General features: G+C 68.6%; 25 protein-coding genes. 10 read left to right on the forward strand and 15 right to left on the reverse strand.

Annotated features, from left to right (window positions below; translation table 11 throughout):
- Positions 1 to 13 precede the first annotated feature (13 nt).
- From EAO78_RS11655 to EAO78_RS11665, 3 genes are all read left to right on the forward strand, one after another.
- On the forward strand, positions 14 to 256 hold the full coding sequence (locus EAO78_RS11655; RefSeq protein WP_122106011.1) for an LSM domain-containing protein: 243 nt from the start codon (positions 14 to 16) through the stop codon (positions 254 to 256).
- Entirely contained in the window at positions 253 to 429 is a 177-nt protein-coding gene (locus tag EAO78_RS11660) for a 50S ribosomal protein L37e (RefSeq protein WP_080505266.1), read from the forward strand. Before EAO78_RS11655 ends, EAO78_RS11660 begins: the two co-directional genes overlap by 4 nt.
- 182 nt (positions 430 to 611) lie before the next feature.
- Positions 612 to 1637: an LLM class flavin-dependent oxidoreductase gene (locus EAO78_RS11665; RefSeq protein WP_122106012.1), complete on the forward strand. Its 1026-nt coding sequence runs from the start codon at positions 612 to 614 to the stop codon at positions 1635 to 1637.
- Between the two features lie 46 nt (positions 1638 to 1683).
- On the opposite strand, the gene EAO78_RS11670 is transcribed toward EAO78_RS11665, so the two are convergent.
- The 6 genes from EAO78_RS11670 to EAO78_RS11695 form a co-directional block, all read right to left on the reverse strand.
- Positions 1684 to 1899, reverse strand: coding sequence for a hypothetical protein (locus tag EAO78_RS11670; protein ID WP_122106013.1), 216 nt, complete (start codon positions 1897 to 1899; stop codon positions 1684 to 1686).
- Positions 1896 to 2096 (reverse strand): hypothetical protein, encoded by a 201-nt coding sequence (locus tag EAO78_RS11675; protein WP_122106014.1) that lies wholly within the window; start codon positions 2094 to 2096, stop codon positions 1896 to 1898. The genes EAO78_RS11670 and EAO78_RS11675 overlap by 4 nt, the downstream gene beginning before the upstream one ends.
- Positions 2097 to 2148: 52 nt before the next feature.
- On the reverse strand, positions 2149 to 3225 hold the full coding sequence (locus tag EAO78_RS11680; RefSeq protein WP_122106015.1) for a deoxyhypusine synthase: 1077 nt from the start codon (positions 3223 to 3225) through the stop codon (positions 2149 to 2151).
- Between the two features lie 78 nt (positions 3226 to 3303).
- A complete protein-coding gene (locus tag EAO78_RS11685) occupies positions 3304 to 3576 on the reverse strand; it encodes a ubiquitin-like small modifier protein 1 (RefSeq protein WP_122106016.1) in 273 nt (90 codons plus the stop codon).
- Between the two features lie 25 nt (positions 3577 to 3601).
- On the reverse strand, positions 3602 to 5002 hold the full coding sequence (locus tag EAO78_RS11690; protein WP_122106017.1) for a cation:proton antiporter regulatory subunit: 1401 nt from the start codon (positions 5000 to 5002) through the stop codon (positions 3602 to 3604).
- On the reverse strand, positions 4999 to 6294 hold the full coding sequence (locus tag EAO78_RS11695; RefSeq protein ID WP_122106018.1) for a potassium channel family protein: 1296 nt from the start codon (positions 6292 to 6294) through the stop codon (positions 4999 to 5001). The genes EAO78_RS11690 and EAO78_RS11695 overlap by 4 nt, the downstream gene beginning before the upstream one ends.
- Before the next feature lie 119 nt (positions 6295 to 6413).
- Between EAO78_RS11695 and EAO78_RS11700 the strand changes: the two genes are divergently transcribed.
- The gene (locus EAO78_RS11700) at positions 6414 to 7604 is read left to right on the forward strand and encodes an NAD-binding protein (RefSeq protein WP_122106019.1); all 1191 of its coding nucleotides are present in this window, start codon (positions 6414 to 6416) and stop codon (positions 7602 to 7604) included.
- 77 nt (positions 7605 to 7681) lie between these two features.
- Here the strand turns inward: EAO78_RS11700 and EAO78_RS11705 are convergent, their stop codons facing one another.
- The 8 genes from EAO78_RS11705 to sdhC all read right to left on the reverse strand — a co-directional run bounded on the left by EAO78_RS11705 (position 7682) and on the right by sdhC (position 13717).
- Positions 7682 to 8317: a uracil-DNA glycosylase gene (locus tag EAO78_RS11705; protein WP_122106020.1), complete on the reverse strand. Its 636-nt coding sequence runs from the start codon at positions 8315 to 8317 to the stop codon at positions 7682 to 7684.
- A 298-nt stretch (positions 8318 to 8615) separates the two neighbouring features.
- On the reverse strand, positions 8616 to 8948 hold the full coding sequence (locus EAO78_RS11710; RefSeq protein ID WP_122106021.1) for a type II toxin-antitoxin system RelE family toxin: 333 nt from the start codon (positions 8946 to 8948) through the stop codon (positions 8616 to 8618).
- 1 nt (position 8949) lies between these two features.
- Positions 8950 to 9117 (reverse strand): hypothetical protein, encoded by a 168-nt coding sequence (locus EAO78_RS17920; RefSeq protein ID WP_162498070.1) that lies wholly within the window; start codon positions 9115 to 9117, stop codon positions 8950 to 8952.
- A 548-nt stretch (positions 9118 to 9665) separates the two neighbouring features.
- Positions 9666 to 9893 (reverse strand): MarR family transcriptional regulator, encoded by a 228-nt coding sequence (locus EAO78_RS11715; RefSeq protein WP_122106091.1) that lies wholly within the window; start codon positions 9891 to 9893, stop codon positions 9666 to 9668.
- Positions 9894 to 10119: 226 nt separating this feature from the next.
- Positions 10120 to 11949, reverse strand: a complete 1830-nt coding sequence (locus EAO78_RS11720; RefSeq protein WP_122106022.1) for an FAD-binding protein — start codon at positions 11947 to 11949, stop codon at positions 10120 to 10122.
- A gap of 65 nt (positions 11950 to 12014) precedes the next feature.
- Positions 12015 to 12911: a succinate dehydrogenase/fumarate reductase iron-sulfur subunit gene (locus tag EAO78_RS11725; protein ID WP_122106023.1), complete on the reverse strand. Its 897-nt coding sequence runs from the start codon at positions 12909 to 12911 to the stop codon at positions 12015 to 12017.
- A 7-nt stretch (positions 12912 to 12918) separates the two neighbouring features.
- Positions 12919 to 13290, reverse strand: a complete 372-nt coding sequence (locus EAO78_RS11730; protein WP_122106024.1) for a succinate dehydrogenase/fumarate reductase transmembrane subunit — start codon at positions 13288 to 13290, stop codon at positions 12919 to 12921.
- A 1-nt stretch (position 13291) separates the two neighbouring features.
- Entirely contained in the window at positions 13292 to 13717 is a 426-nt protein-coding gene (gene sdhC, locus EAO78_RS11735) for a succinate dehydrogenase, cytochrome b556 subunit (RefSeq protein WP_112077414.1), read from the reverse strand.
- 272 nt (positions 13718 to 13989) lie between these two features.
- Here sdhC and EAO78_RS11740 point away from each other — a divergent pair, with 272 nt between their 5' ends.
- The 6 genes from EAO78_RS11740 (at position 13990) to EAO78_RS11765 (ending at position 19292) form a co-directional block, all read left to right on the forward strand.
- Positions 13990 to 14184, forward strand: a complete 195-nt coding sequence (locus EAO78_RS11740; protein ID WP_004046659.1) for a cold-shock protein — start codon at positions 13990 to 13992, stop codon at positions 14182 to 14184.
- Between the two features lie 172 nt (positions 14185 to 14356).
- Positions 14357 to 15097, forward strand: coding sequence for a TetR/AcrR family transcriptional regulator (locus tag EAO78_RS11745; protein WP_122106025.1), 741 nt, complete (start codon positions 14357 to 14359; stop codon positions 15095 to 15097).
- 94 nt (positions 15098 to 15191) lie between these two features.
- On the forward strand, positions 15192 to 16574 hold the full coding sequence (locus EAO78_RS11750; protein ID WP_238987681.1) for an MFS transporter: 1383 nt from the start codon (positions 15192 to 15194) through the stop codon (positions 16572 to 16574).
- Positions 16575 to 16708: 134 nt separating this feature from the next.
- Positions 16709 to 17185, forward strand: coding sequence for a 50S ribosomal protein L11 (locus tag EAO78_RS11755; RefSeq protein ID WP_122106026.1), 477 nt, complete (start codon positions 16709 to 16711; stop codon positions 17183 to 17185).
- A gap of 141 nt (positions 17186 to 17326) precedes the next feature.
- Positions 17327 to 18250, forward strand: coding sequence for an LLM class oxidoreductase (locus tag EAO78_RS11760; protein WP_122106027.1), 924 nt, complete (start codon positions 17327 to 17329; stop codon positions 18248 to 18250).
- Positions 18251 to 18308: 58 nt separating this feature from the next.
- Complete coding sequence (locus EAO78_RS11765; protein WP_122106028.1) at positions 18309 to 19292, forward strand: PfkB family carbohydrate kinase; 984 nt, start codon at positions 18309 to 18311, stop codon at positions 19290 to 19292.
- A gap of 30 nt (positions 19293 to 19322) precedes the next feature.
- Here the strand turns inward: EAO78_RS11765 and EAO78_RS11770 are convergent, their stop codons facing one another.
- Positions 19323 to 19658, reverse strand: coding sequence for a DUF7113 family protein (locus tag EAO78_RS11770; protein WP_122106029.1), 336 nt, complete (start codon positions 19656 to 19658; stop codon positions 19323 to 19325).
- Positions 19659 to 19720 lie beyond the last annotated feature (62 nt).

Genomic DNA, 19720 nt, shown 5'->3' on the forward strand with positions numbered 1-19720 from the left:
GGCGGTAGGCACAATGAGTGGACGACCCCTCGACGTGCTCGAAGCGTCGCTCGAGGATCCGGTGACGGTACATCTCAAGGACGGGACGACCTACTACGGCGTTCTGGCCGGCTACGACCAGCACATGAACGTCGTCATCGACCCCGAGGAGAGCGTGAGCGACCGCGTCGACGGCGATATCGACGGGGAGTTCGCGGTCGCGATCGAAGACACAACGATTATACGCGGCGATAACGTCGTTTCCATCAAAGCATGACCGGCTCCGGTACGCCCTCTCAAGGGAAAAAGAACAAGACGGTTCACGTGAAGTGCCGCCGCTGCGGCGAGAAGTCCTACCACCTCACGAAGGAGCGCTGCTCCTCGTGCGGCTTCGGGAAGTCCGCGAAGCGCCGCGACTACGCCTGGCAGTCGAAGGCCGGCGACAACTGAACCTCCGCCGTTTCTCCGGACGGATCCGCTCCGCGACAGCCACCGCTCCGTCGCGAGCCGACCGGCGCTTCGTCCCGGACCGACGACCACTTCATCCCGACTCGACCGGCGTTTCGTCCCGGATCGGCGGACTACTCCGCCGCGAGCCGAACGGTTAACGGCGGGACTCCCCGAGGTCGGACATGGACCTCTCCATCGTCGACCTCTCGCCGATCCCCGAGGGCGGGACCGCCGCCGACGCCTACGCCGACACCGTCGAGACCGCGGAGCAGGCGGAACGGCTCGGCTACTCGCGATTCTGGGTCGCCGAGCACCACGGAATGGGCGACCGGCTCGCGGGAACGACCCCCGAAGTGCTCCTCGGACGCCTCGCTGCCGCCACGGACTCGATCCGGATCGGGTCGGGCGCCGTCCTTCTCAACCACTACAGCCCGTTCAAGGTCGCCGAGGTCTTCGGCGCGCTCGACGGCCTCGCGCCGGGGCGGATCGACGCCGGACTGGGTCGAGCCAACGGGTCGCCCGCGGCCGACCGCGCGCTCGGCACGGACCGGCGGACGAACGATCCCGACGGCGACCACACGGAGAAGATACGTGCGGTCATCAACCACCTGTACGACGCCTTTCCCGCGGATCACGCGTACGCCGACCTCGAGATCCCGCGATCCGGAGCCGCCCCGCCGGTCCCCTGGGTGCTCGGGTCGAGCCCGTCGAGCGCGGCGATCGCCGGGGAACTCGGTGCGCGGTACTGCTTCGCGGCCTTCATCCGCCCGAACCACGCCGAGTCAGCCTTCGAGACGTACCGGGAGCGGTTCGAGCCCTCCGAGCTGACGGACGGTCCCGACGAGCCGCACGGGATGCTCGCGGTCAACGCGGTCGCCGCCGAGAGCGACGAGGCCGCGGCCCGTCGGCGCGCGCCCGCGGAGGCGACGTACGAGCGGATGCGGCGCGGCGTGCTCGGGCCGACGCCGTCGGTCGAGGAGGCGATCGACGATCTGGGCGGCGTCCCGGAGCCGACCCCCGCGACGCTCGATCCCGGCGAGTGGCCGCGGGCGATCTCCGGGAGTCCGGAGACGATCGACGGCCTGCTGTCCCAATTGGCCGACCGCGTCGGCGTCGACGAGGTCATGATCCAGCACGTCGTCCCCGACCACGGGGGCGCGCTGCGGTCACACGAGCTGCTGGCGGAGGCCGTGGATCTCGAATCGTGAGCGGTCCGTCACGCGGATCGGTTCGAGGAGAAAGATCGGTCGCCGCTCACCCGTCGCTCGGCGGGTTCACGAAGAGCCCATCGAACATCAACGGGGCACAGGCGATCGACGCGATCGCGACGGCGACGGACCGGGCGTCGAACGCCAGCGTGCCGGCGCCGTATCCGCCGAGAAACAGAAGCGGCATACAGAGGAGGATCAGGTCCGCCCGCGAGACTCGTTCGAAGAACTCGCCGAAGCGTTCCTCGACGGTTCGGGTCACTCCATGTACCCCAACTCCCGGAGCTTCCGGGCGATCTGCCGGGCTTCCTCCTCGCCGATCTCGTCGTCCGACTCCATCTCCCGGACGACGACGTGTTTCACGAACTCCTTGACCGAGCCGAACGGCTCGTCCTCGATGTACGACTCGACGTCCGCGACGAACTCCTTGCGCAACGAGATCGTCGTGTACTCGCTCACGTCCCGGGGAACGACGGCCGGCCACTAAAATTTAATTACATCTAATTACAGGTCATTCGACACGCTCGCGAGCCGCGGCGACGAGGAGCGGCAACAGCACGGTCGCGTCGCCGTAGACGGAGGCGTTGCGCGCGTCCGTCTCCAGCTTTCCCCACGACCGGGCCTCCTCCAACGTCGCGCCCGAGAGCCCGCCGGTCGACGGCGGGTCCATCGTTATCTGGACCGCGTAGTCGTACGCCCGCGGGGTCACGAGCATCGTTTGGAGCGTGAAGTTCTTCGGGACGCCCCCGCCGACGAGCAGGCAGCCCGCGTCGTCGGCGTCGAACGCGAGGTCGGTCAGTTCGGTCATGTCGGCCAGCGCGTCGAGCGTGAAGTCGGCCGTCTGGCCGTACATCCACGCCTGAAGGCCCAACACCGAGTCCTGGACGGCCGGACAGTAGACGGGGACGTCCGACTCGTAGGCGGCGGCGGCGACGCCGGCGTCCTCCGCGACGCTCTCCCGTTCGTTCACTGCGGCGTTCGCCCGGCCGAGCTCCGCACACAGCTCCGCTATCGACACGGATCCCTCGCCGTCGAGCGCCGGGAACACCTCCTCGCGGAGGTGCCCCTCGAACTCGGCGAAGTGCTCCTGGGGGAGATAGACGTTGTAGATGCGGTCGACGCCCTCCTCCCGCAGGGTCTCGTCGTGTTCGCGAGCCGTCTTCTCGGGGTCGTGCGTGCGGCCGTGGTGGTGTTTCCCGCCGATCGCCTCGATGGTGTCGTGGGTGAGGTTCGCGCCCGTCGTCACCAGCGCGTCGACGTAGCCGTCGCGGATCAGCTCCGAGACGATCCCGCGCATCCCCGCGGGGACCATCGCGCCCGCGAGCGAACAGAAGACGGTACAGTCGTCGTTCCCGAACATCTCGGCGAGCACGTCGCCCGCCTCGTGGACGTCGGCCGCGCCGATCCCGGCCTCGCCGTACGTCTCGAGGAGCTCGCCGACGGTCATCCCCGCGCCGACGCGCGCGTGCCCGACGGGATCCTCGCCGAACTCCTCGCGATGGGGGTGAGCGCCGTGTTCCGGCCCGTCCGTCTCGTGGTCCGCGGCGTCTCCTTGGTGGTCCGCGGCGTCCGTCTCGTCGTCGCTCATGTCCGCCACTCCGGCGCGCGATCGGTTTAAACGACCGATCGGTTCCCGGGATCGCGGACGGCGGTCGGAGTCCGCGCGCTATCCGCCGCTCACCGGCGGGAACAGCGCGAGCTCGTCGCCGGCCTCCAGTCTCGTCCCCATCCCGTCCTCGTGGTGGACGTTGCTCCCGTTACGGAGCACGTTGATGTGGTCCGCCACCTCGCCGTCGTCGAGGACGCGGTCGCGCAGCGCCGGATGCGCCTCGAGTAGGTCCTCGAGCGCGTCTCCGACCGTGTCGCCCGGCTCGGCGTCGACCGCGATGACGCGGTCGCCGGCGATCTCCGCGAGGTCCGCGAACAGCTTCCACTCCATACCCGATCCCCGCGGGGACGCGCCATTAGCGTTGTGTCCCGTCCCCACCTCCCGAGCCGTCACTACCCTTCGAGCCGTCCCTACCTCTCGAGCCGTCCCCGTCCCTCGAGCCGTCACCGTCCGTCGACCGATCCGCGGCACCGGCCGCGTTTCCGGTATCGGCCGCGTCTCCGGCGTCCGCCGCGGTCTCGACGTCCGCCGAGGTACCCGGCTCGTCGACGGGGGTTCCGTCCCCGCTTTCTTCCCTCTCGGCGCGTTTCGCGCCCGTCTCGAACCGCCGGATCGCGTCGGGCCGGCCGACCAGAAACGCCGTGTCGCCGGCCGCGAACGCGTACGCTCGCCGCGGGATCGGCTGGACGGACCCGTCGACGGGACGAACCGCGGCGACGACCGCGCTCACCTCGCCGACGGTCGTGCCGACGAGTTCGCTCCCTTCCTCGACCGTCACCGTCGCCATCGTCTCGTCGGCGTTCCGGAGCAGCGAGGCGAACTCGCGGTCGGCCTGCGGCTCCGCCGGGAGCGTCACCAACCGGTAGCCACCCTCGAGAGAGAGCGCCTCGGCGTCCGACTCGTCGAGCGCGACCGTGGCGGCGTCGCCGGCGACGCCCCGGAGCTCCCCGGTGGCGACGCGTTCCGGGTCGGGAGCCGCCCGCCAGATCTGGACCATGTCGCCGGCGGTCGCGTTGTTCGGCGGGTCCGCGGAGAGCGCGACCGCGACCCGGCCGGGCGCGAGCGTCGGGCCGAGCCCGGTCACCCGCGAGCCGACCGCGAAGTACTCGAGCGTCCCGTCCTCGGTGACGTCGACGTCGACGTAGCCGACTCCGTAGTCCGTCTTCACGCGCTCGACGAGCCGCTCGCGGAGCTGTTCGACCGTGAGACCGCGGGCGAACATCAGCGTCCGGTCGGCCATCTCGGCCTTCTTTTCCGAGGAGACCGACTCGTAGGTGTCCATGTCCTCGATCGCCTCGGCGGGCGGCAGCGTCACCGGCGTCATCCGACCCACGGTCCTGACGAACCGGCTCATCTCGCCCTCGATACCCTTCATCCCCGACAGCGCGAAGACGTCGACTGCGAGGCGATCGCCCGCGTACCGACCCACCGGAGAGACGACGGCCGCGAGCCCGAGCGCGGTCACGTTGAACACGACGGTCTCGACGGTGAGCAGTTCGGCCGTCTCCGCGCTGACGAGCGCCCCGAGCGACGTGGTGTTGAGGTACAACGCGACGATCGAGACGCCGAGCAGGACCGCGACGCCCTCCGGTATCTCCGATCGGAAGTACCACCGGTAGACGAGCGCGCCCGACGCCGACACGATCACCGCGAGGACCGCGAACGTGACGAGCGTGATCGCCGCGGCCCGCGGATCGCCGAACCCCACGCTCGCGGCAGCAACCATCCTCGAAACGCCTGCGGTGGTCGGCGTCACGACGCCACCTCCCCGAAGCGATCGAGCGCCTCGCGGGTGCCGACGACGAACAGTTCGTCGCCCGCCGAGAGCGACTGGTTTCCGCTCGGGGCGACGGTCCACTTCGCGTCGTGCCGCGCCGCCAACACCGCGACGTCGTACGCCTCCCGGACGCCCACCTCGCCGATGGTGTGGCCGTCGAGCGCGCCGCCGGCGACGACGGTCACCTTCCGGAACCGCTTGCCCGCCCGGCGCAACAGCGTCGTCAGCTCGAACTCCCGGCGCGTCCCGCGCGAGCACACGAGCACCCGCCCGCGCCCGGCCCGCAACAGGGGTCCCGCCTCGGAGCGGTCGACCGCGACGGTCACGCGACCCTCGCCGCCGGTCGTGGTCCCCGTCTTCGGAGCCGATTCGGGGAGCGACGCCGGCTCTCCCCCGTCGGTTCTGGGATCCTCCGATCGGCCGTCCTCCGGGCGTGGCTCTGCCTCCGGAGTATCGCCGCCCGCCGCGGACGTCACGGCGCTGGCACCGCCCCCCTCGACGAGCTTCCCGCCGGACTTCGCCGCCAGAAGCGTTCCCTCTACGGTGAGATCGGCCGTGACGATCCTGACGAGGTCGCCGCGAGCCAGTCCGGTCGGGACGAGCGCCGGGACCGAGACGCCCCGTTTGCCCTTCGGAACGCGCTTCGAGAGCCCGCCGGTCGGCGGGGCGGCCGTCACCGTCGCGCGCGCCTCCTCGTCGATCCGGACGCTGACGTCGGCGAGTTCGAGCTCCGTCTTCAGCCGCTCCGCGAACCGCGTCTCCAACTCGGTGATCGGTACGTCCGCGGGGAACGTCCACTCGCCGTCGGCGATCGCCCGGCGCGTCTCGGTCGGCAGCGGCGGATATCCCTCCATGTCGCCGACCTCGCCCGCGACGGTGACCCGCACTTGGCCGCGTCCGCCGACGAGATCGACGACGTCCGTCGAGAGCGTGCGTTCCCGGAGCTTCCGGAAGGAGACGCGCTTAGGGACGGCCGCGCCGAGCTTGTCCCCCTGCGCGTGAGCGTACAGCGAGAGCATCAACACGACGAGGATCGCCGTGAGGATCGCCGGTGCGCGATCGGAGCTACGGATCGTCTGGTCGTTCAACGCGAGCAGTCCGCCGTTCACTCCCGCGAGCGCGAGCGCGAGCGCCACGACCCCGAGCCCGGGGATCGTCACTCCGGTGAAGTACTTGAAGATGAACCCCAACACCCCGGCGACCAACGCGGGGATGATCCCCGTGAGGACGCCGAGGTAGATGCCGAACAGGATCTCGACGGGCAGAGCCATACGCGGATGATCCCCGGAGCACTTAAACCAGTACCGCCGCGGTCGACGGTGGGTTCGGCCGGTCGAACCCCCGCGCCGTCCACGAGGGATTTAAGTCCGGTGTCGGCCACCGGAAGCCCATGGAGCGGAGCCGCGAGTGGGTCTCGGTTCGAGCGTCGGTGCTTCTCACGTTCGCCGTGGCGCTGCTCTCCATCATCGTCGGACTGTTACACATCAGCGGCTTCAGCGTTCAGGGACCCCTCTCGCCGCACATTCCCGACATCGTCCGACGCACCGTCGGGTTCACCGGCACGATCACCGGCTTCGCGATGCTCGGGAGCGGGTTCGCGCTGGGGCGCGGGTACCGCGTCGGCTGGCACTCCACCGCGATCCTGCTGCCGCTGACCGCGATCCAGGGACTGTTACAGGTGTCGGTGTTCTCGCTGCCGCTCGTCGTGCTCTCGCTCGTCTCCGTCCCGGCGCTCGTGATCAACCGGGGGCGGTTCGACCGGGACTTCACCCCGTCGCCGACGCAGCTGGCCGCCGCGGCGTCGCTCGCGGCGGCCATCTCGTACGGGACCGTCGGATCCTACGCGCTCCGCGACGAGTTCGGCGGCGTCGACACGATCGTCGACGCGTTCTACTTCACCGTCGTCACCGCCTCGACGGTCGGGTACGGCGACGTGACCCCCGACACGGGGATCGCCAAGCTGTTCGTGCTCTCCGCGCTCGTGATGAACGTCGCCGCGTTCGCGGTCGCCCTCGGGGTCCTGCTCACGCCCGCGATCGAGGCACAGCTCTCCAAGGCGCTCGGAAAGATGACAGAGAAACAGTTCGACCTCCTCGACGGCCACGTCCTCGTGTTGGGATACGGGGACCTGACGGAACCGATACTCGAAGAACTCGAAAAGCGGGACGGTGTCACTTACGCCGTCGTGACGACCGACGAGACCGCCGCACGGCGGCTCGACGAGCAGTCGATTCCCGTACTCACCGCGGACCCGAGCGACGTGGAGCCGCTCCACCGCGCCCACGTCGAGGACGCCCGCGCGGTCGTGGTCGCGACCGAGGACGACGCCCGCGACGCGCTGGCGATCCTCACCGCCCGCCAGCTCAACCCCGACGTGCGGATCGTCGCGGCCGCGACCCAACGGGAGAACATCGACAAGCTCCGGCGGGCCGGCGCGGACCAGGTGATCTCGCCGACGACGCTCGGCGGCCACATCCTGATCGACTGTGCGTTCGAGACGGACGGCGACGCGATGGAGGGAGCCATCGACGACGCGATGGAAGGGGCTCTCGACGACGCGTTCGACTCCGGAGAGGGATAGCGGTCAGTCCGGTTTGGCCGGTCCGGTTCGATCTGGTCGGTCCGATCCGGTGCGGTTCGATCGGGTCCGACCCGAACTCACCGACTCCGTCGACCCTTCGTCTGCCGGTAGTCCCGGCTCAACACGTTCTCGCGCATGTGATCGAGAAACGCCGCCGCCTCGTCGTCGGTCATCGAGTCCGGCTCGCGCATCGGGACGATCTCGAAGCCGCGCCCGCGGATCGTCGTCGCGTGCTCGCTCTCGACGTCGAAGGAGTCCGGCTGCCGGGTCGTGTACGCCACCGCGAGCTCGCGGAGCGCCCGATCGCCGACGGCGACGATGATCTGCGGGTTGATCATCCGGATCTCCGCGTTGAGGAACGGCTCGCAGGTCGTCACCTCCTCGTCGGTCGGGGCCCGATCCGGGTGTCGACAGCGCGTGAGGTTCGTGAAGAAGACGTTCTGAACGTCGGGTTCGGCCGCGCCCGGTGACGACCTGACGAAGCCGAGGTCGGCGAAGATCGACTGGACGCGCTCTCCGCCGCCCGCGCCGGTGAAGGGGACCCCGTTCCCTTCGGCGGCCGCCGTGGGTCGCTCGCCGACGACGAGGAACTCGGCTCCCACGTCCCCGTAGCCGTGGATCACGCGATCGCGGGCGTCGCACAGCCCCTCACAGTTCTCGCAGTCGACGTCCATCCCGAACGGGTTCGCGAACTCCTCCTGGGTTGCGTCCACGACCGTACTGGGGCGTTCCGCGACCTAAATCCTCCGGGGCGTCGCGAGCGGGGACCGGATCGGTAGCTCCGAAAAACCCGTCGCAGGTGATGAGTTTTGATCCGGTTGCGGTCAATACGACCGCCTTTTTCATCGCCTCAGAATCGGAGATTTCTGCTGGGCTGCACGAGAGCTCTGCTCTCGTGAACGTCGGATTCCCTCGCTCACTGGGTTCACCTCGGGAACCCGACGAGAAAAAGGTGGATATGCAGTTCTCATCGACCGGCTGTCGTATAGCGGTGGGGCGGAGCGCTCTTGGTCACTGCCGATCCATTCGACTTCGGTAGTCGTCGAGGTCGTAGGCGTTGTCGTCTTTCGGGAAGACGGCCACCGCGGTCATCAGGTCGTCACTGATCTCGTACACGACGCGGTACTTGCTGTTCCCGACTCGCTGTCGGTAGAAATTATAGGACTTTGACCCAGAGAGATACGTCAGGTGTCTTTGTGGGACGCGGCCCCACTGGATCTGGTCTTTCCACTCGTTGATCTTCTTCAGAATCCGTGTCGCACCCTCCGAGTCATCCTGCTGGATCTCTTCGATATCGTCAGCCGCTTCCGGGAGAATACGGAGTTTGCTCGGTGAACGCGGCACGTTACTCGTCGAGGTCGATTCCGAGATCGGCCGCTACCTCATCTACTGTGAGGAGATCGTCTTCATCGGCTTCGTCGAGCGCTTTACCGCGCTCGGAGAGTACCTCCCGCTCGTCCGGCAACATCTCGTCCTCAGCCGGTGAATTCGGGGTCTCTCCATCAGTAGCCATGTTTCACAGTGTGCCCGTCGTACAGTTAACTGTTTTCACGAGGGCGTTCGATCCGCGTGTTCCGGAAGGTCGGCGAGATAATTGGGTCGTCGGGCTCTGTTGAAATCCTCAACAGGTGATATTTTCTGACCCGGCTGTAGTCGATACAGGCGGAGGAACGAACGATCGCCGGAGCGGCCGGCGCGCCTCCGAGTGCCTTGACGGGCACGAGGAGCCCGCGAGGGAGTCGCTGGCGCGGAACCGCGCCAGCGACGAGGTTGGGGAGGCCTGAGGTGCGGAGCCGTGCGGGTTGAGGAGCGGATTCACAGATCGACTGGAGACGATGCCAGCATACGCCGAGCACGGTGAGGCGTTTCACCGACGGCGTCGAAGACGGGGGAGTTAGCTTTTTCCCTCCAGGGTTTTCGAGGAGCGGTTCCCGAAGGGAATCCGACGATGAAAAAGATGGATGTGCAGTCCTCACCGACCAGCCGTTTCACACGAGGTTATGTCTGAAGGACGGGATCTCGACAGGGCCGGTACGGTGGACACGGGAGGGACGGATCGTATCAGGCCGGCGTGTAGGCGTCGCCCTCGCGGACGACCATGTCCTGTTCCCGAAGCGTCTTCAGGATGCTGTACAGCGACATCTTCTTCATGCCGAGCGAGTCGCCCATCTCCGAGACCGTCGCGTGCCCGTTGGTCGTCAGATAGAGGTACACCAGCTTCGCGCGCGGAGACTGCAGCTCCGGCGGCAGCGCGGGAGCCGCCGCGTGCGCCGTCTCTGTCTCTAACATCTCACTCGATCCCATTCCTTCGACGATAATAAATCCCTATTTCAACGATCGTCGAAATAACCGGGACCGACGACGTAGCCCGCATCGAGCCGTTTCACGCCGGATATCGCCCTCGTCGAGGGAAGTACCGTATGACGGAATCGGCCGTATTCCGTCGGCACTTTCGACCGACGACGCATAGAGAACCGTGAACGATTCGCGCCGAAAGTCGGAGCCGACTCCGGCGTCAGTACGACCGGACCTTCGGCTCGTACGTCTTGGCCTCGCCCTCGAGGATGGCGGGCTTGTACCAGAGTTCGGGTTCGCCGTCGTTCCACGAGACGAGCGTGTGTTTCAGCCAGTTCTCGTCGTCACGTTCCTGGCGCTCCTTGCGCCAGTGTGCGCCCCGGAACTCCCGACGGGCGAGCGCGCCCATCGCCAGCGCCTCCGCGATGTCGAGGACGTTCCGCGTCTCCATCGTGTGGATGAGGTCCGTGTTGAACGTCCGCGACGGGTCCGAGACGGCGACCTCCGTGTACGCCTCGCGTGCCTCGCGGAGGTCCGAGAGCGACTCCTTGAGCCCCTCCTCCTCGCGGAACACGTTTACGTTGGCCGTCATCGTCTCCTGGACCGCGGAGCGGATCTCCGCGTGGTTGCGACCCTTGCGTGCGAGGAGGTCCTCGACGCGCTCTCGAGCGCGCTCGATCTCCGCCTCCATCAGTCCCTCGGCGTCCGCCGCCACCGCGCCGCCGTCGGCCGCCGCCGGGCCGCGATCGCCGACCGCGCCCACGTCGACCTCGAACTCGTACTCGGCTGGCTCCCACTCGCCGCGCTTGCCGGTCGGGATCTCCGCCTCGCCCATCTCCCTGCCGGCCGCGTGGTGGCCCGCGCGCTTGCCGAAGACGATGAGCTCCGGGAGCGCGTTCCCGCCGAGGCGGTTCGCGCCGTGAACCGACGCGCAGGCACACTCGCCGGCGGCGTAGAGGCCGTCGATGACCGTCTCGCCGTGCTCGTTCGTCTCGATGCCGCCCATCGCGTAGTGTTGTCCGGGCTTGACCGGCATCGGCTCCGTGAGGCCGTCCGCTCCCTCGAAGTCCTCCGCGAGATGGAGGATGTTCTCCAGGCGGTCGAGGATACGCTCCTCGCCCAGGTGTCGCATGTCGAGGTGAACGTACTCGTCCTCGATGCCGCGACCCTCGTTGACCTCGGTCAGCTCGGCGCGCGAGACCACGTCGCGGGAGGCGAGCTCCCCGTCGTTGTTCGCGTACCCGTGCTCGAACATGAACCGCTCGCCCTTCTCGTTGTAGAGGATGCCCCCCTCGCCGCGGACGCCCTCCGAGATCAACACGCCCGTCGACGGCAGCGTCGTCGGGTGGAACTGGATGAACTCCATGTCCTCCATCGGGACGCCGGCGCGGTAGGCCATCGCGACCCCGTCGCCGGTGTTCGCCACCGCGTTCGTGGTGTGGTCGAACACCTGTCCCATCCCGCCGGTGGCCAGGATGACGCCGCCGCTCGCGCGGAACCCGTCGACCTCGCCGCGCTGGATGTCGTAGGCGACGACGCCGTGGCAGGTCCGGTCGGCGGGGTCGTCCTCGTCGGTGACGACGAGGTCCATCACGTGCCACTCGTCGTACACCGTGATCCCCCGTTTGACCACCTGTTCGTACATCGTGTGGAGCATCTGGTGGCCCGTCTCCGCGCCCGCGTACGTCGTCCGCGGGAACGAGAGCCCCCCGAAGGGGCGCTGGGAGACGCGGCCGTCCTCCTCGCGCGAGAACGGCATTCCCCAGTGTTCGAGCTGGATCACTTCCTCGGGGCTCTCCTTACAGAGCGCCTCGACCGCGGGCGCGTCCCCGAGGTAGTCGGATCCCTTCATCGTGTCGTACGCGTGGTCCTCCCAGGAGTCCGCGTCCCGAAGCGCCGCGTTGATCCCGCCCTCCGCCGCGCCCGTGTGCGATCGCACCGGGTGCAGCTTCGAGACGATGGCCACGTCGGCTCCCTCCTCTTGTGCCGCTATCGCCGCGCGGAGGCCCGCTCCGCCCGCGCCGACGACGACGACGTCGTGTTCGTGCATGGTTTGTGGTGTGGTGTGTGGTTAGTGGTGGTGTCGCTTGAGCGTGTCCCTGGCGTCTCCGGTCGTCACCAGAACTTCAGGTTGTTCTTGACCGCCTCGCGTTTCAGCTCCTGGATGTGTTCGGTGAGCGGGATGTCCTTGGGACACACCTCCGTACAGGAGAACTGGGTCTGACACCGCCAGACGCCGTGCTCCTGCTCGATTATCTCCAGGCGCTTCTGCTTGACGTCCTCGCCCTCCCGCTCGTCCATCGCGAACCGGTACGCCTTGTTGATCGCGGCCGGTCCGAGGTACTCGTTGTCGCCGGCGGCGATGTTGCACGAGGACATACACGCGCTACACCAGATACACCGGGTCGACATCTTGATCTTCTCGCGGTTCTCCCTGGTCTGGCGCTGTTCCTCGAGCTCGCCGTCGGGGTACTCGTTCGTCTGGAAGTACGGCTCGACCGCCTCCATCTGGTCGTAGAAGTGCTCCATGTCGACGACGAGGTCCTTCGTCACCTCGGCGTGTGGCAGCGGCTCCACGCGGATCGGCTCCTCGAGCTCGTCGATCTGGGTCTTACAGGCGAGCTTCTGCCCGCCGTTGACGAACATCGCGTCCGAGCCGCAGACCGCCTGCCGGCAGGAGTGTCGGAAGGTGAGAGAGGAGTCGTAGCTGTCCCGGGCGTACATCAGCGCGTCGAGGACGGTCATCCCCTTGGTGAACGGGACGTGGAAGGTGTCGAACCGGGGCTCCTGTTTGCCCTCGACGTCCGGGTCGTACCGGAACACCCGCAGTTCGACCGTGTTCTCGTCGGCCGCCGCCCGCTCGGCCTCCTCGGCCTCGCGCTGCCGGCGTCGCTCGTCCGCCCGCCGGCGCTTCTCGGCCCGGCGTTCGTCCCCCTTCGAGGGGGCGTCCGTCTCGGTTTCGGCCGCCGTCTCGTCCGCTTTCTCGGTCTGTTTGGGTATCTGCGTGCTCATGGTTCGATCAGTAAAGCGGGATCCCCGCCCACGCGTTCGCGGTCCGGATCCCCTGGACGACCAACACGACGCTCGCGGCGACGAGCGTCCACTTGATGACGGTGCGTTTCGTACCCGTGAGCCCCTGGTTGACGAGGGCGTTGTAGACGCCGTTGACGCCGTGGAACGTCGCCGTCAGGAGGAACAACACCATGAGCGAGTAGTAGCTCATGGTCTCCATCCGGCCGGCGCTCATCAGGAAGGACACCTCGTCCGCGTGATGGACGAAGTGCAGGAGGAAGAAGTGGAACGCCAACACGACGAGGAGGAACGCGGCCGTGACGCGCTGGAGCAGCCACATCCGCCCGCCCTTGTCGAACGAGGAGTAGCGCTGTGCCATCTCAGAAGGCCCCCGCGATGAACGTCGGAACCGACGCGACCGTGATGGCCCCCGTCAGGATCAGCGACGCGTAGAAGCTCTTGTCCTGTGACTCCAGTCCGACGCCGAGGTCGACCAACAGCAGGCGCGCGCCGTTGAGCATGTGGAACACCGCGACGGCGAGCAGCCCGACCTCGAGGACCCGAACCAAAAGCAGGCCCTCGAGCGAGACGATCGTCTGGGTGTACACGTCGTTGCCCGCCTGCAGCACGGCGGTCTCCGCGCCCGACGCGGGGATCGCCGTACTCAGGACGGCGATGTGGGTGAAGAGGTACCCGATGAGTACCCACCCCGTAAACTTATGAAATATCCACGCCCACATGCCGGCCTCGAACTCCCGCCAACGGCTGAAGTCCTCGATGAGGCCTCGATTGTACGACTGACTCATACGTAGGGGCTCGGTACTGGGGTCGTATAGTAGTTACTACCACGGCCGATACCGATCGACGACGAGCGGGACGGACCCGTCGATCCCGGGACCGCGATCGACCCTCCCTCCGTACTCTCTCGCATCGTATTCTTTCGTATCGTACCACCCCCTGCCCGGACCCTCTCGTACCGTACCTTCTCCCTGTCCGGACGTCTCCGTGTGCCAGCCGTTGTCGCGCTCGGCTCGCTCGCGGAAGCCTTTTATGTACTCCTCCCGGCCGTACGAATGCAATGGCGAAAGGCGAAGTTGACTTCTTCAACGACACTGGCGGCTACGGATTCATCGAGACTGACGACGCGGACGAGGACGTGTTCTTCCACATGGAGGACGTCGGCGGCCCGGACCTGGAGGAAGGTCAGGAAGTCGAGTTCGACATCGAGGAGGCGGACAAGGGTCCGCGCGCGACGAACGTCACGCGTCTGTAAGGCGTCAGACCGTTCCGTTGTATCGGCTTTTCGAACGTCCCACGCTCGGTAGCCACCGCGCCGTGGGAACCGCGGACCAGTTCTCGGCAAACGTAACCTGGATCGAGAGCTTCCGGCGAGGCGTACCGCTCACCGATAGGGCTTTGGGCCTTGCTGACTGACCGGTCAGTCAATGAGCGAGCAGCCGGGCGCGGCCGACGAGATCATGGACGGCGTCTACCGGGCGCTGTGTAAACACGGCTACGCGGGGCTGACGATGCAGGACATCGCCGACGAGTGCTCGAAGAGCAAGTCGCTCCTCCACTACCACTACGACACGAAGGAGGACCTCCTCGTGGCGTTCCTCGCACGGGTGATCTCCGACTTCGAGCGTCGCATGAGCCGCGGCGCGGACGCGCCGCCGGTCGAGCGGCTCGTCGCGTTCGTCGGCTGGTTCGTCTTCGAGCCGGCCGAGACCGAGCGCGAGTCGTTCCACATCGGGCTCCTCGAGATGCGTTCACAGGGGCCATTCAACGACCGGATCCGCGAACAGCTGCTCCGGAGCGACCGGCTCCTCCGTGAGACCGCCGCGGACGTCCTCTCGGACGGGATCGACGCCGGCGTCTTCCGGGACGTCGACGTCGACGAGACGGCCGCGCTCCTCGTGGCGACGCTCGACGGCGCGCGAACCAGACAGATCACGCTCGGAACCGGGCTCGGCGGACAGGGCGATCCCGGACCCGGTCAGCCCGACGCCGAGGCCGACATCGCGTACACCCGGACGGTCGCGGAGGCGACGCTCCGACGGATCGTCGAACCGCTGCTCGCCGAGGGAACGACGCTTCCGTCGCTCGACGAAACGCTCGGGAAACTCACGGCCCGGACCGGGGAGAACCCCGCCGGCTCCGGTCCGGCGAGCGAGACGCCGGAATGACGCCGGTACGTTCGGACCGCCGTGGCGAGGACGCCCGACGCCCTCGACACTTCGGGCGCGTCACGTACCGTCGGCCGGGCGGAGGGGGTGACCGGTGATCCGGCCTCCCTCGATCGGTCTCTCCCGATTCCCGACCGTGTTGCTCGCGGTGATCGCCAGCACGTTCTTCGTCGGGTTCGGCGGCGGCGTGGTCTTCCCCATCCTCCCGAACCTCGGCGCGGTCCTCGGCATCTCCGCGTTCATGGTCGGCGTGATCCTCTCCGCGAACCGCTGGGTCCGGCTCGTCGCCAACGCGCCCGCGGGCGCGCTCGTCGACCGATACGGCACGCGGAAACCCTTCGTGCTCGGGCTGCTCATCGAGGGGATCGCCACCCTCGGCTACGTCGTCGCGATCGCGTTGCCGCCGGCCGAATCGCTCCGGTCGGCCCTGGCGGGACTGCCCGCGGGATCGATCGGGCCGGTCGCGGTCGGTCCGACCGAGTGGTTCGCGGTGCTCGAGTTCGTCGTCGCGCCCGAGGCGTGGTTCCTGCTCGCGCGGGTCCTCTGGGGGATCGGGTCCGCCGCGGTGTTCGCGACCGCCTACACCATCGCCGCGGACGTCTCCGACAGCGGCTCGCGGGGGACGAACATGGGCGTGGTGCGCGGCGGCATCACGATGGGCTTCCCCGCGGGCCTCGTGCTCGGCGGCGTCGTCTCCTCGCTCGCGGGCAACGTCGCGGCGTTCGTCGTCGCCGCCGCGTTCGCGCTCCTCGCCAGCGTCGTCGCGCACCGGCTCGTTCCCGAGACGCACGTGACGACCGCCGGCGAGAAGCAGTCCGTCAAGCCGTGGGACGTCGACACCTCGACGCCGGCGGTGACGGTCGGGCTCGTGAACTTCGGGCTGATGTTCGCGTACATCGGGGCGCTTTTCGCCACCCTCGTCCTGTTCCTCGGCGAGACGGACATCTCGCTTCTGGGGCTCGACCCGCAGGGAACGTCGGGGTTGTTCATGGCCGGAACCGTGGTCTCCGCGGCGGTGTTCATGTTCGCCGGCGGTCGAGTCTCGGACTCCCGCGAATCGCGGACGCCGATCCTGCTGGGCTTTCTCGTCGTCTCGTTCGTCGGCTTCCTGCTTCTGGCGCGAGCGGGCTCGACGCTCGAGTTGGGAGTCGCCTGCGTCGCCATCGGCGCGGGACAGGGCGGGACGAGCGGTCCGATGATGGCGCTTTTGGCCGATCTGACCCCCGACGATCGGATGGGTCGGGCCTCGGGCACCAACAACGTCCTCGGCGACGTCGGCGGCGGTCTGGGTCCGATGGTGTCGCTCCCGCTCGTCGAGACGGTCGGGTTCACGCCGGTGTACGCGGCGTGTGCGGCCGTGCCGCTGGCGGCCGGGATCGCGCTGCTCGTCGGCGTCCGTCGGGAGACGGGGACGTTCGTTCCCGGCCGCGACGCCGGCGAGTCGGCCCGCGGGGAGGCGGCGTCGACGGAGGCGTGAGCCGCACGTCGTCGGACCGTCGACCGCATCCCATCGGACCGTCGGCCGCGTCCGTCGGAACGCCGTATGCGAACCGCTCGCGCCCGCTGGACGAAAGAACAACCGTTAAAAGTCATCGGCGGGTTCGTACGGACATGGCTGGAACCATCGAAGCGCTCGTCCCCGGCGGGCAGGCCAACCCCGGTCCGCCGCTCGGCCCGGAGCTCGGCCCGACGCCGGTGGACGTGCAGGACGTCGTGAACCGGATCAACGAGGAGACCGCCGCGTTCGACGGGATGGAGGTCCCCGTCACCGTCGAGTACGACGACGACGGCTCCTTCACGATCGACGTCGGCGTCCCGCCGACCGCGGAGCTGATCAAGGACGAGGCCGGGTTCGAGACGGGCTCCGGCGAGCCCCAGAAGGACTTCGTCGCCGACATGTCCGTCGAACAGGTGAAGAAGGTCGCCGAACAGAAGTCGAGCGACCTGCTGGCGTACGACACGAAGAACGCCGCCAAGGAGGTCGGCGGCACCTGCGCCTCCCTCGGCGTCACCATCGAGGGCGAGGACGCCCGGACGTTCGACGACCGCGTCGACGCCGGCGACTACGACGACGTCCTCGAGGCGTAACGCTCCGGTTCCCCCGGTCGCTCTCACGCTTCCGACGCTTTCTCACCGGGTTTCGACGCCGCGTAACCCTTCCGTACCCTTCGCGAGCGTCCTGCTTCCGCCTCCGAAGGGGGGATACGTCCCCGCCGCGAAACTCCGCCGATGACCGGTCCGGACCACGAGAACCGGGGGTATCGGAGGCTGTTCGGTTCCGACGGGCTGACCTTCGGGATCGGCTTTCCGCTCACCGGCGTTCGAGAGTCGACCCCGGCAGTCGACGAGGAGGTGCGGCTCGCGAGCCACGCCGAGTCGGTCGGCTTCGACGGCCTCTGGGCGCGGGACGTGCCGACCTACTGGCCCCGGTTCGGCGACGCCGGCGGGGCGTTCGACCCCTGGCCGCTGCTCTCGCACGTCGCCGCCCACACGGACGCCGTCGCGCTCGGCACGTCGAGCGTCGTCCTCCCGCTTCGGCATCCGATCCACGTCGCGAAGTCCGCGGCGACCGTCGACCGGCTCTCGGACGGCCGGCTCGTCCTCGGCGTCGCCTCCGGCGACCGCGACCCCGAGTACTCGGCGTTCGGCGTCGATCCCGAGGAGCGCGGGACCGCGTTCCGGGAGCGCGTCGGCGCGATCCGGTCGATCTGGCGCGAGGAGTACCGGTCGATCGCCGGCGAGTGGGGGGCACTCGAGGGCGAGCTCGACGTGTTGCCGAAGCCGACGACCGACACGCTTCCGCTCCTGCCGACGGGCAACGCCCGCCAGTCGACCGAGTGGATCGCCGAGCACGGCGACGGTTGGCTGTTCTATCACCTCCCGGAGAAGACGCTCCGGTCGTACCTCGACCGGTGGCGCGGTCTCGCGGGGGAGAAGCCGTTCGCCATCGCCGTCAGGGTCGAACTCGCCGACGACCCGGACGCCGACCCCGAGCACCTCCATCTCGGGTTCCGCGCCGGCGTCGAGTGGTTCCGGGAGTACTTCCGTGACCTCGAGGAGTACGGCCTCGACCACGCGATCGTCGGCCTGCAGGCCGACGATCCGGAGGCCGCGATGACGACGTTCGCCGAGGAAGTCATCGACGAGCTGTGACCTTCGGTCCGCCGTCGGAACCCGAACCGACTTTGCCCGCCCGGTCGCACGGGGAGGCATGACCGGACTCCTCGTCGCCGGCGAGACGCTCATCGACCTCGTTCCGGAGGGTCACGGCCCGCTCGACGCGACGGAGACGTTCCACCGCCGAGCCGGCGGCGCGCCGGCAAACGTCGCGGTCGGACTGGCGCGTCTGGGGGACCCGCCGCTGTTCTGGACCCGTGTCGGCGACGGGCCGTTCGGCGACTACCTCGTCCGGACGCTCGCGGAGGCGGGCGTCCGCGAGGACCTGATCGAGCGGGACCCCGACGCCGACACGACGCTCGTCTTCGTCAGTCTCGACCCCGACGCCGAGCGGGCGTTCAGCTTCCATCGGAACGGGACCGCCGACACGCGGATGCGGCCGGGAAGCGTCGGCGATGACACCCTCGCGGAGACCGAGTGGGTCCACGCCGGCGGCGTCGTCCTCGCGGACGAACCGAGCCGGACGGCGACGTTCGACCTGCTGTCGCGGGCGAACGACGTCGACGACGCGGTCGTCTCCTTCGACCCGAACGCCCGCCCGGAGCTGTTCGAGGGGACCGACTTCGTCGACACCTGTCGGCGAGCCTTCGGACTGGCGGACGTGGTGAAGGCTACCGCCGAGGACCTCGTCGCGGCGGGGATCGCGGACCCCAGCGCGGACGACGACGACGCGCCCGCGCTCGCCAGCGCCGTCTGCGACCGGGGACCGCACACCGCGCTCCTCACCCGCGGTCCCGACGGCGCGCTCGCGCGAGCGACGCCGGAGGCGCCGTGGAACCACACGGACGAGCCGCTCGTGGTCGAACACGAGGGCTATCCCGTCGAGCCCGTCGACACGACCGGCGCGGGCGACGCGTTCACCGCGGGCGCCATCGCGGCGCTATCGACCGGCGAACCCCTCTCGGAGGCGCTGGCGTTCGCGAACGCGGTGGCGGCGCGGTCGACGACCGCGAAGGGCGCGATGACGGCGCTCCCGGGCCGGTCGGACGTCGAGGCGATGCGCGCGGAGACGGACTGACCGGCATCGACTCCAGAGTCCGAGGGCCGGTCAGGCCGGGTCCGCCTTCGTCACCTCGACCTCGACGTCGTCGGGATCGACGCCGATCCGGGCGAACTGGGTCCGGACGTGTTCGCGGGCCGCGGCCACCGCCTGATCGCGGGTGTCGAAGCCGCGGGGCATCGGTTCCTCGAACGCGACGCGGATCTCCGACCCGTCGACGAGCAGCGCGGACCCGCCGCTCTCGACCTGATAGAAGGAGTCGCACACCCAGACGTACGCGGCGTCCTCGTCGGGCGCGCCCTTGTAGGTCGGCGGGTCCTCCCCGCGTTCGAACACCGTCCCGGTGAGGTCGGTCCCCCCGGCGCTGCCGCGAACGAGTATCATACCGACGATAGGTGACCGACGCCTAAAAGCCGTCCGTGGTCGACTCGTCGGATCGCGATCCC

It is taken from the genome of Halobellus captivus (assembly GCF_003697845.1).
Classification (GTDB): domain Archaea; phylum Halobacteriota; class Halobacteria; order Halobacteriales; family Haloferacaceae; genus Halorubrum; species Halorubrum glutamatedens.

Bases quoted from the DNA above. Each gene is read 5' to 3' on its own strand.
- EAO78_RS11745 (WP_122106025.1), top strand. From the start codon at position 14,357: ATGAGCGAGCAGCCGGGCGCGGCCGACGAGATCATGGACGGCGTCTAC.
- EAO78_RS11760 (WP_122106027.1), top strand. From the start codon at position 17,327: ATGACCGGTCCGGACCACGAGAACCGGGGGTATCGGAGGCTGTTCGGT.
- EAO78_RS17920 (WP_162498070.1), bottom strand. From the start codon at position 9,117: ATGGCTACTGATGGAGAGACCCCGAATTCACCGGCTGAGGACGAGATG.
- EAO78_RS11685 (WP_122106016.1), bottom strand. From the start codon at position 3,576: ATGGAGTGGAAGCTGTTCGCGGACCTCGCGGAGATCGCCGGCGACCGC.
- EAO78_RS11700 (WP_122106019.1), top strand. From the start codon at position 6,414: ATGGAGCGGAGCCGCGAGTGGGTCTCGGTTCGAGCGTCGGTGCTTCTC.
- EAO78_RS11770 (WP_122106029.1), bottom strand. From the start codon at position 19,658: ATGATACTCGTTCGCGGCAGCGCCGGGGGGACCGACCTCACCGGGACG.
- EAO78_RS11695 (WP_122106018.1), bottom strand. From the start codon at position 6,294: ATGGCTCTGCCCGTCGAGATCCTGTTCGGCATCTACCTCGGCGTCCTC.
- EAO78_RS11665 (WP_122106012.1), top strand. From the start codon at position 612: ATGGACCTCTCCATCGTCGACCTCTCGCCGATCCCCGAGGGCGGGACC.
- EAO78_RS11740 (WP_004046659.1), top strand. From the start codon at position 13,990: ATGGCGAAAGGCGAAGTTGACTTCTTCAACGACACTGGCGGCTACGGA.
- EAO78_RS11655 (WP_122106011.1), top strand. From the start codon at position 14: ATGAGTGGACGACCCCTCGACGTGCTCGAAGCGTCGCTCGAGGATCCG.
- EAO78_RS11715 (WP_122106091.1), bottom strand. From the start codon at position 9,893: ATGTTAGAGACAGAGACGGCGCACGCGGCGGCTCCCGCGCTGCCGCCG.
- EAO78_RS11755 (WP_122106026.1), top strand. From the start codon at position 16,709: ATGGCTGGAACCATCGAAGCGCTCGTCCCCGGCGGGCAGGCCAACCCC.
- EAO78_RS11730 (WP_122106024.1), bottom strand. From the start codon at position 13,290: ATGGCACAGCGCTACTCCTCGTTCGACAAGGGCGGGCGGATGTGGCTG.
- EAO78_RS11680 (WP_122106015.1), bottom strand. From the start codon at position 3,225: ATGAGCGACGACGAGACGGACGCCGCGGACCACCAAGGAGACGCCGCG.
- EAO78_RS11765 (WP_122106028.1), top strand. From the start codon at position 18,309: ATGACCGGACTCCTCGTCGCCGGCGAGACGCTCATCGACCTCGTTCCG.
- sdhC (WP_112077414.1), bottom strand. From the start codon at position 13,717: ATGAGTCAGTCGTACAATCGAGGCCTCATCGAGGACTTCAGCCGTTGG.
- EAO78_RS11725 (WP_122106023.1), bottom strand. From the start codon at position 12,911: ATGAGCACGCAGATACCCAAACAGACCGAGAAAGCGGACGAGACGGCG.
- EAO78_RS11720 (WP_122106022.1), bottom strand. From the start codon at position 11,949: ATGCACGAACACGACGTCGTCGTCGTCGGCGCGGGCGGAGCGGGCCTC.
- EAO78_RS11660 (WP_080505266.1), top strand. From the start codon at position 253: ATGACCGGCTCCGGTACGCCCTCTCAAGGGAAAAAGAACAAGACGGTT.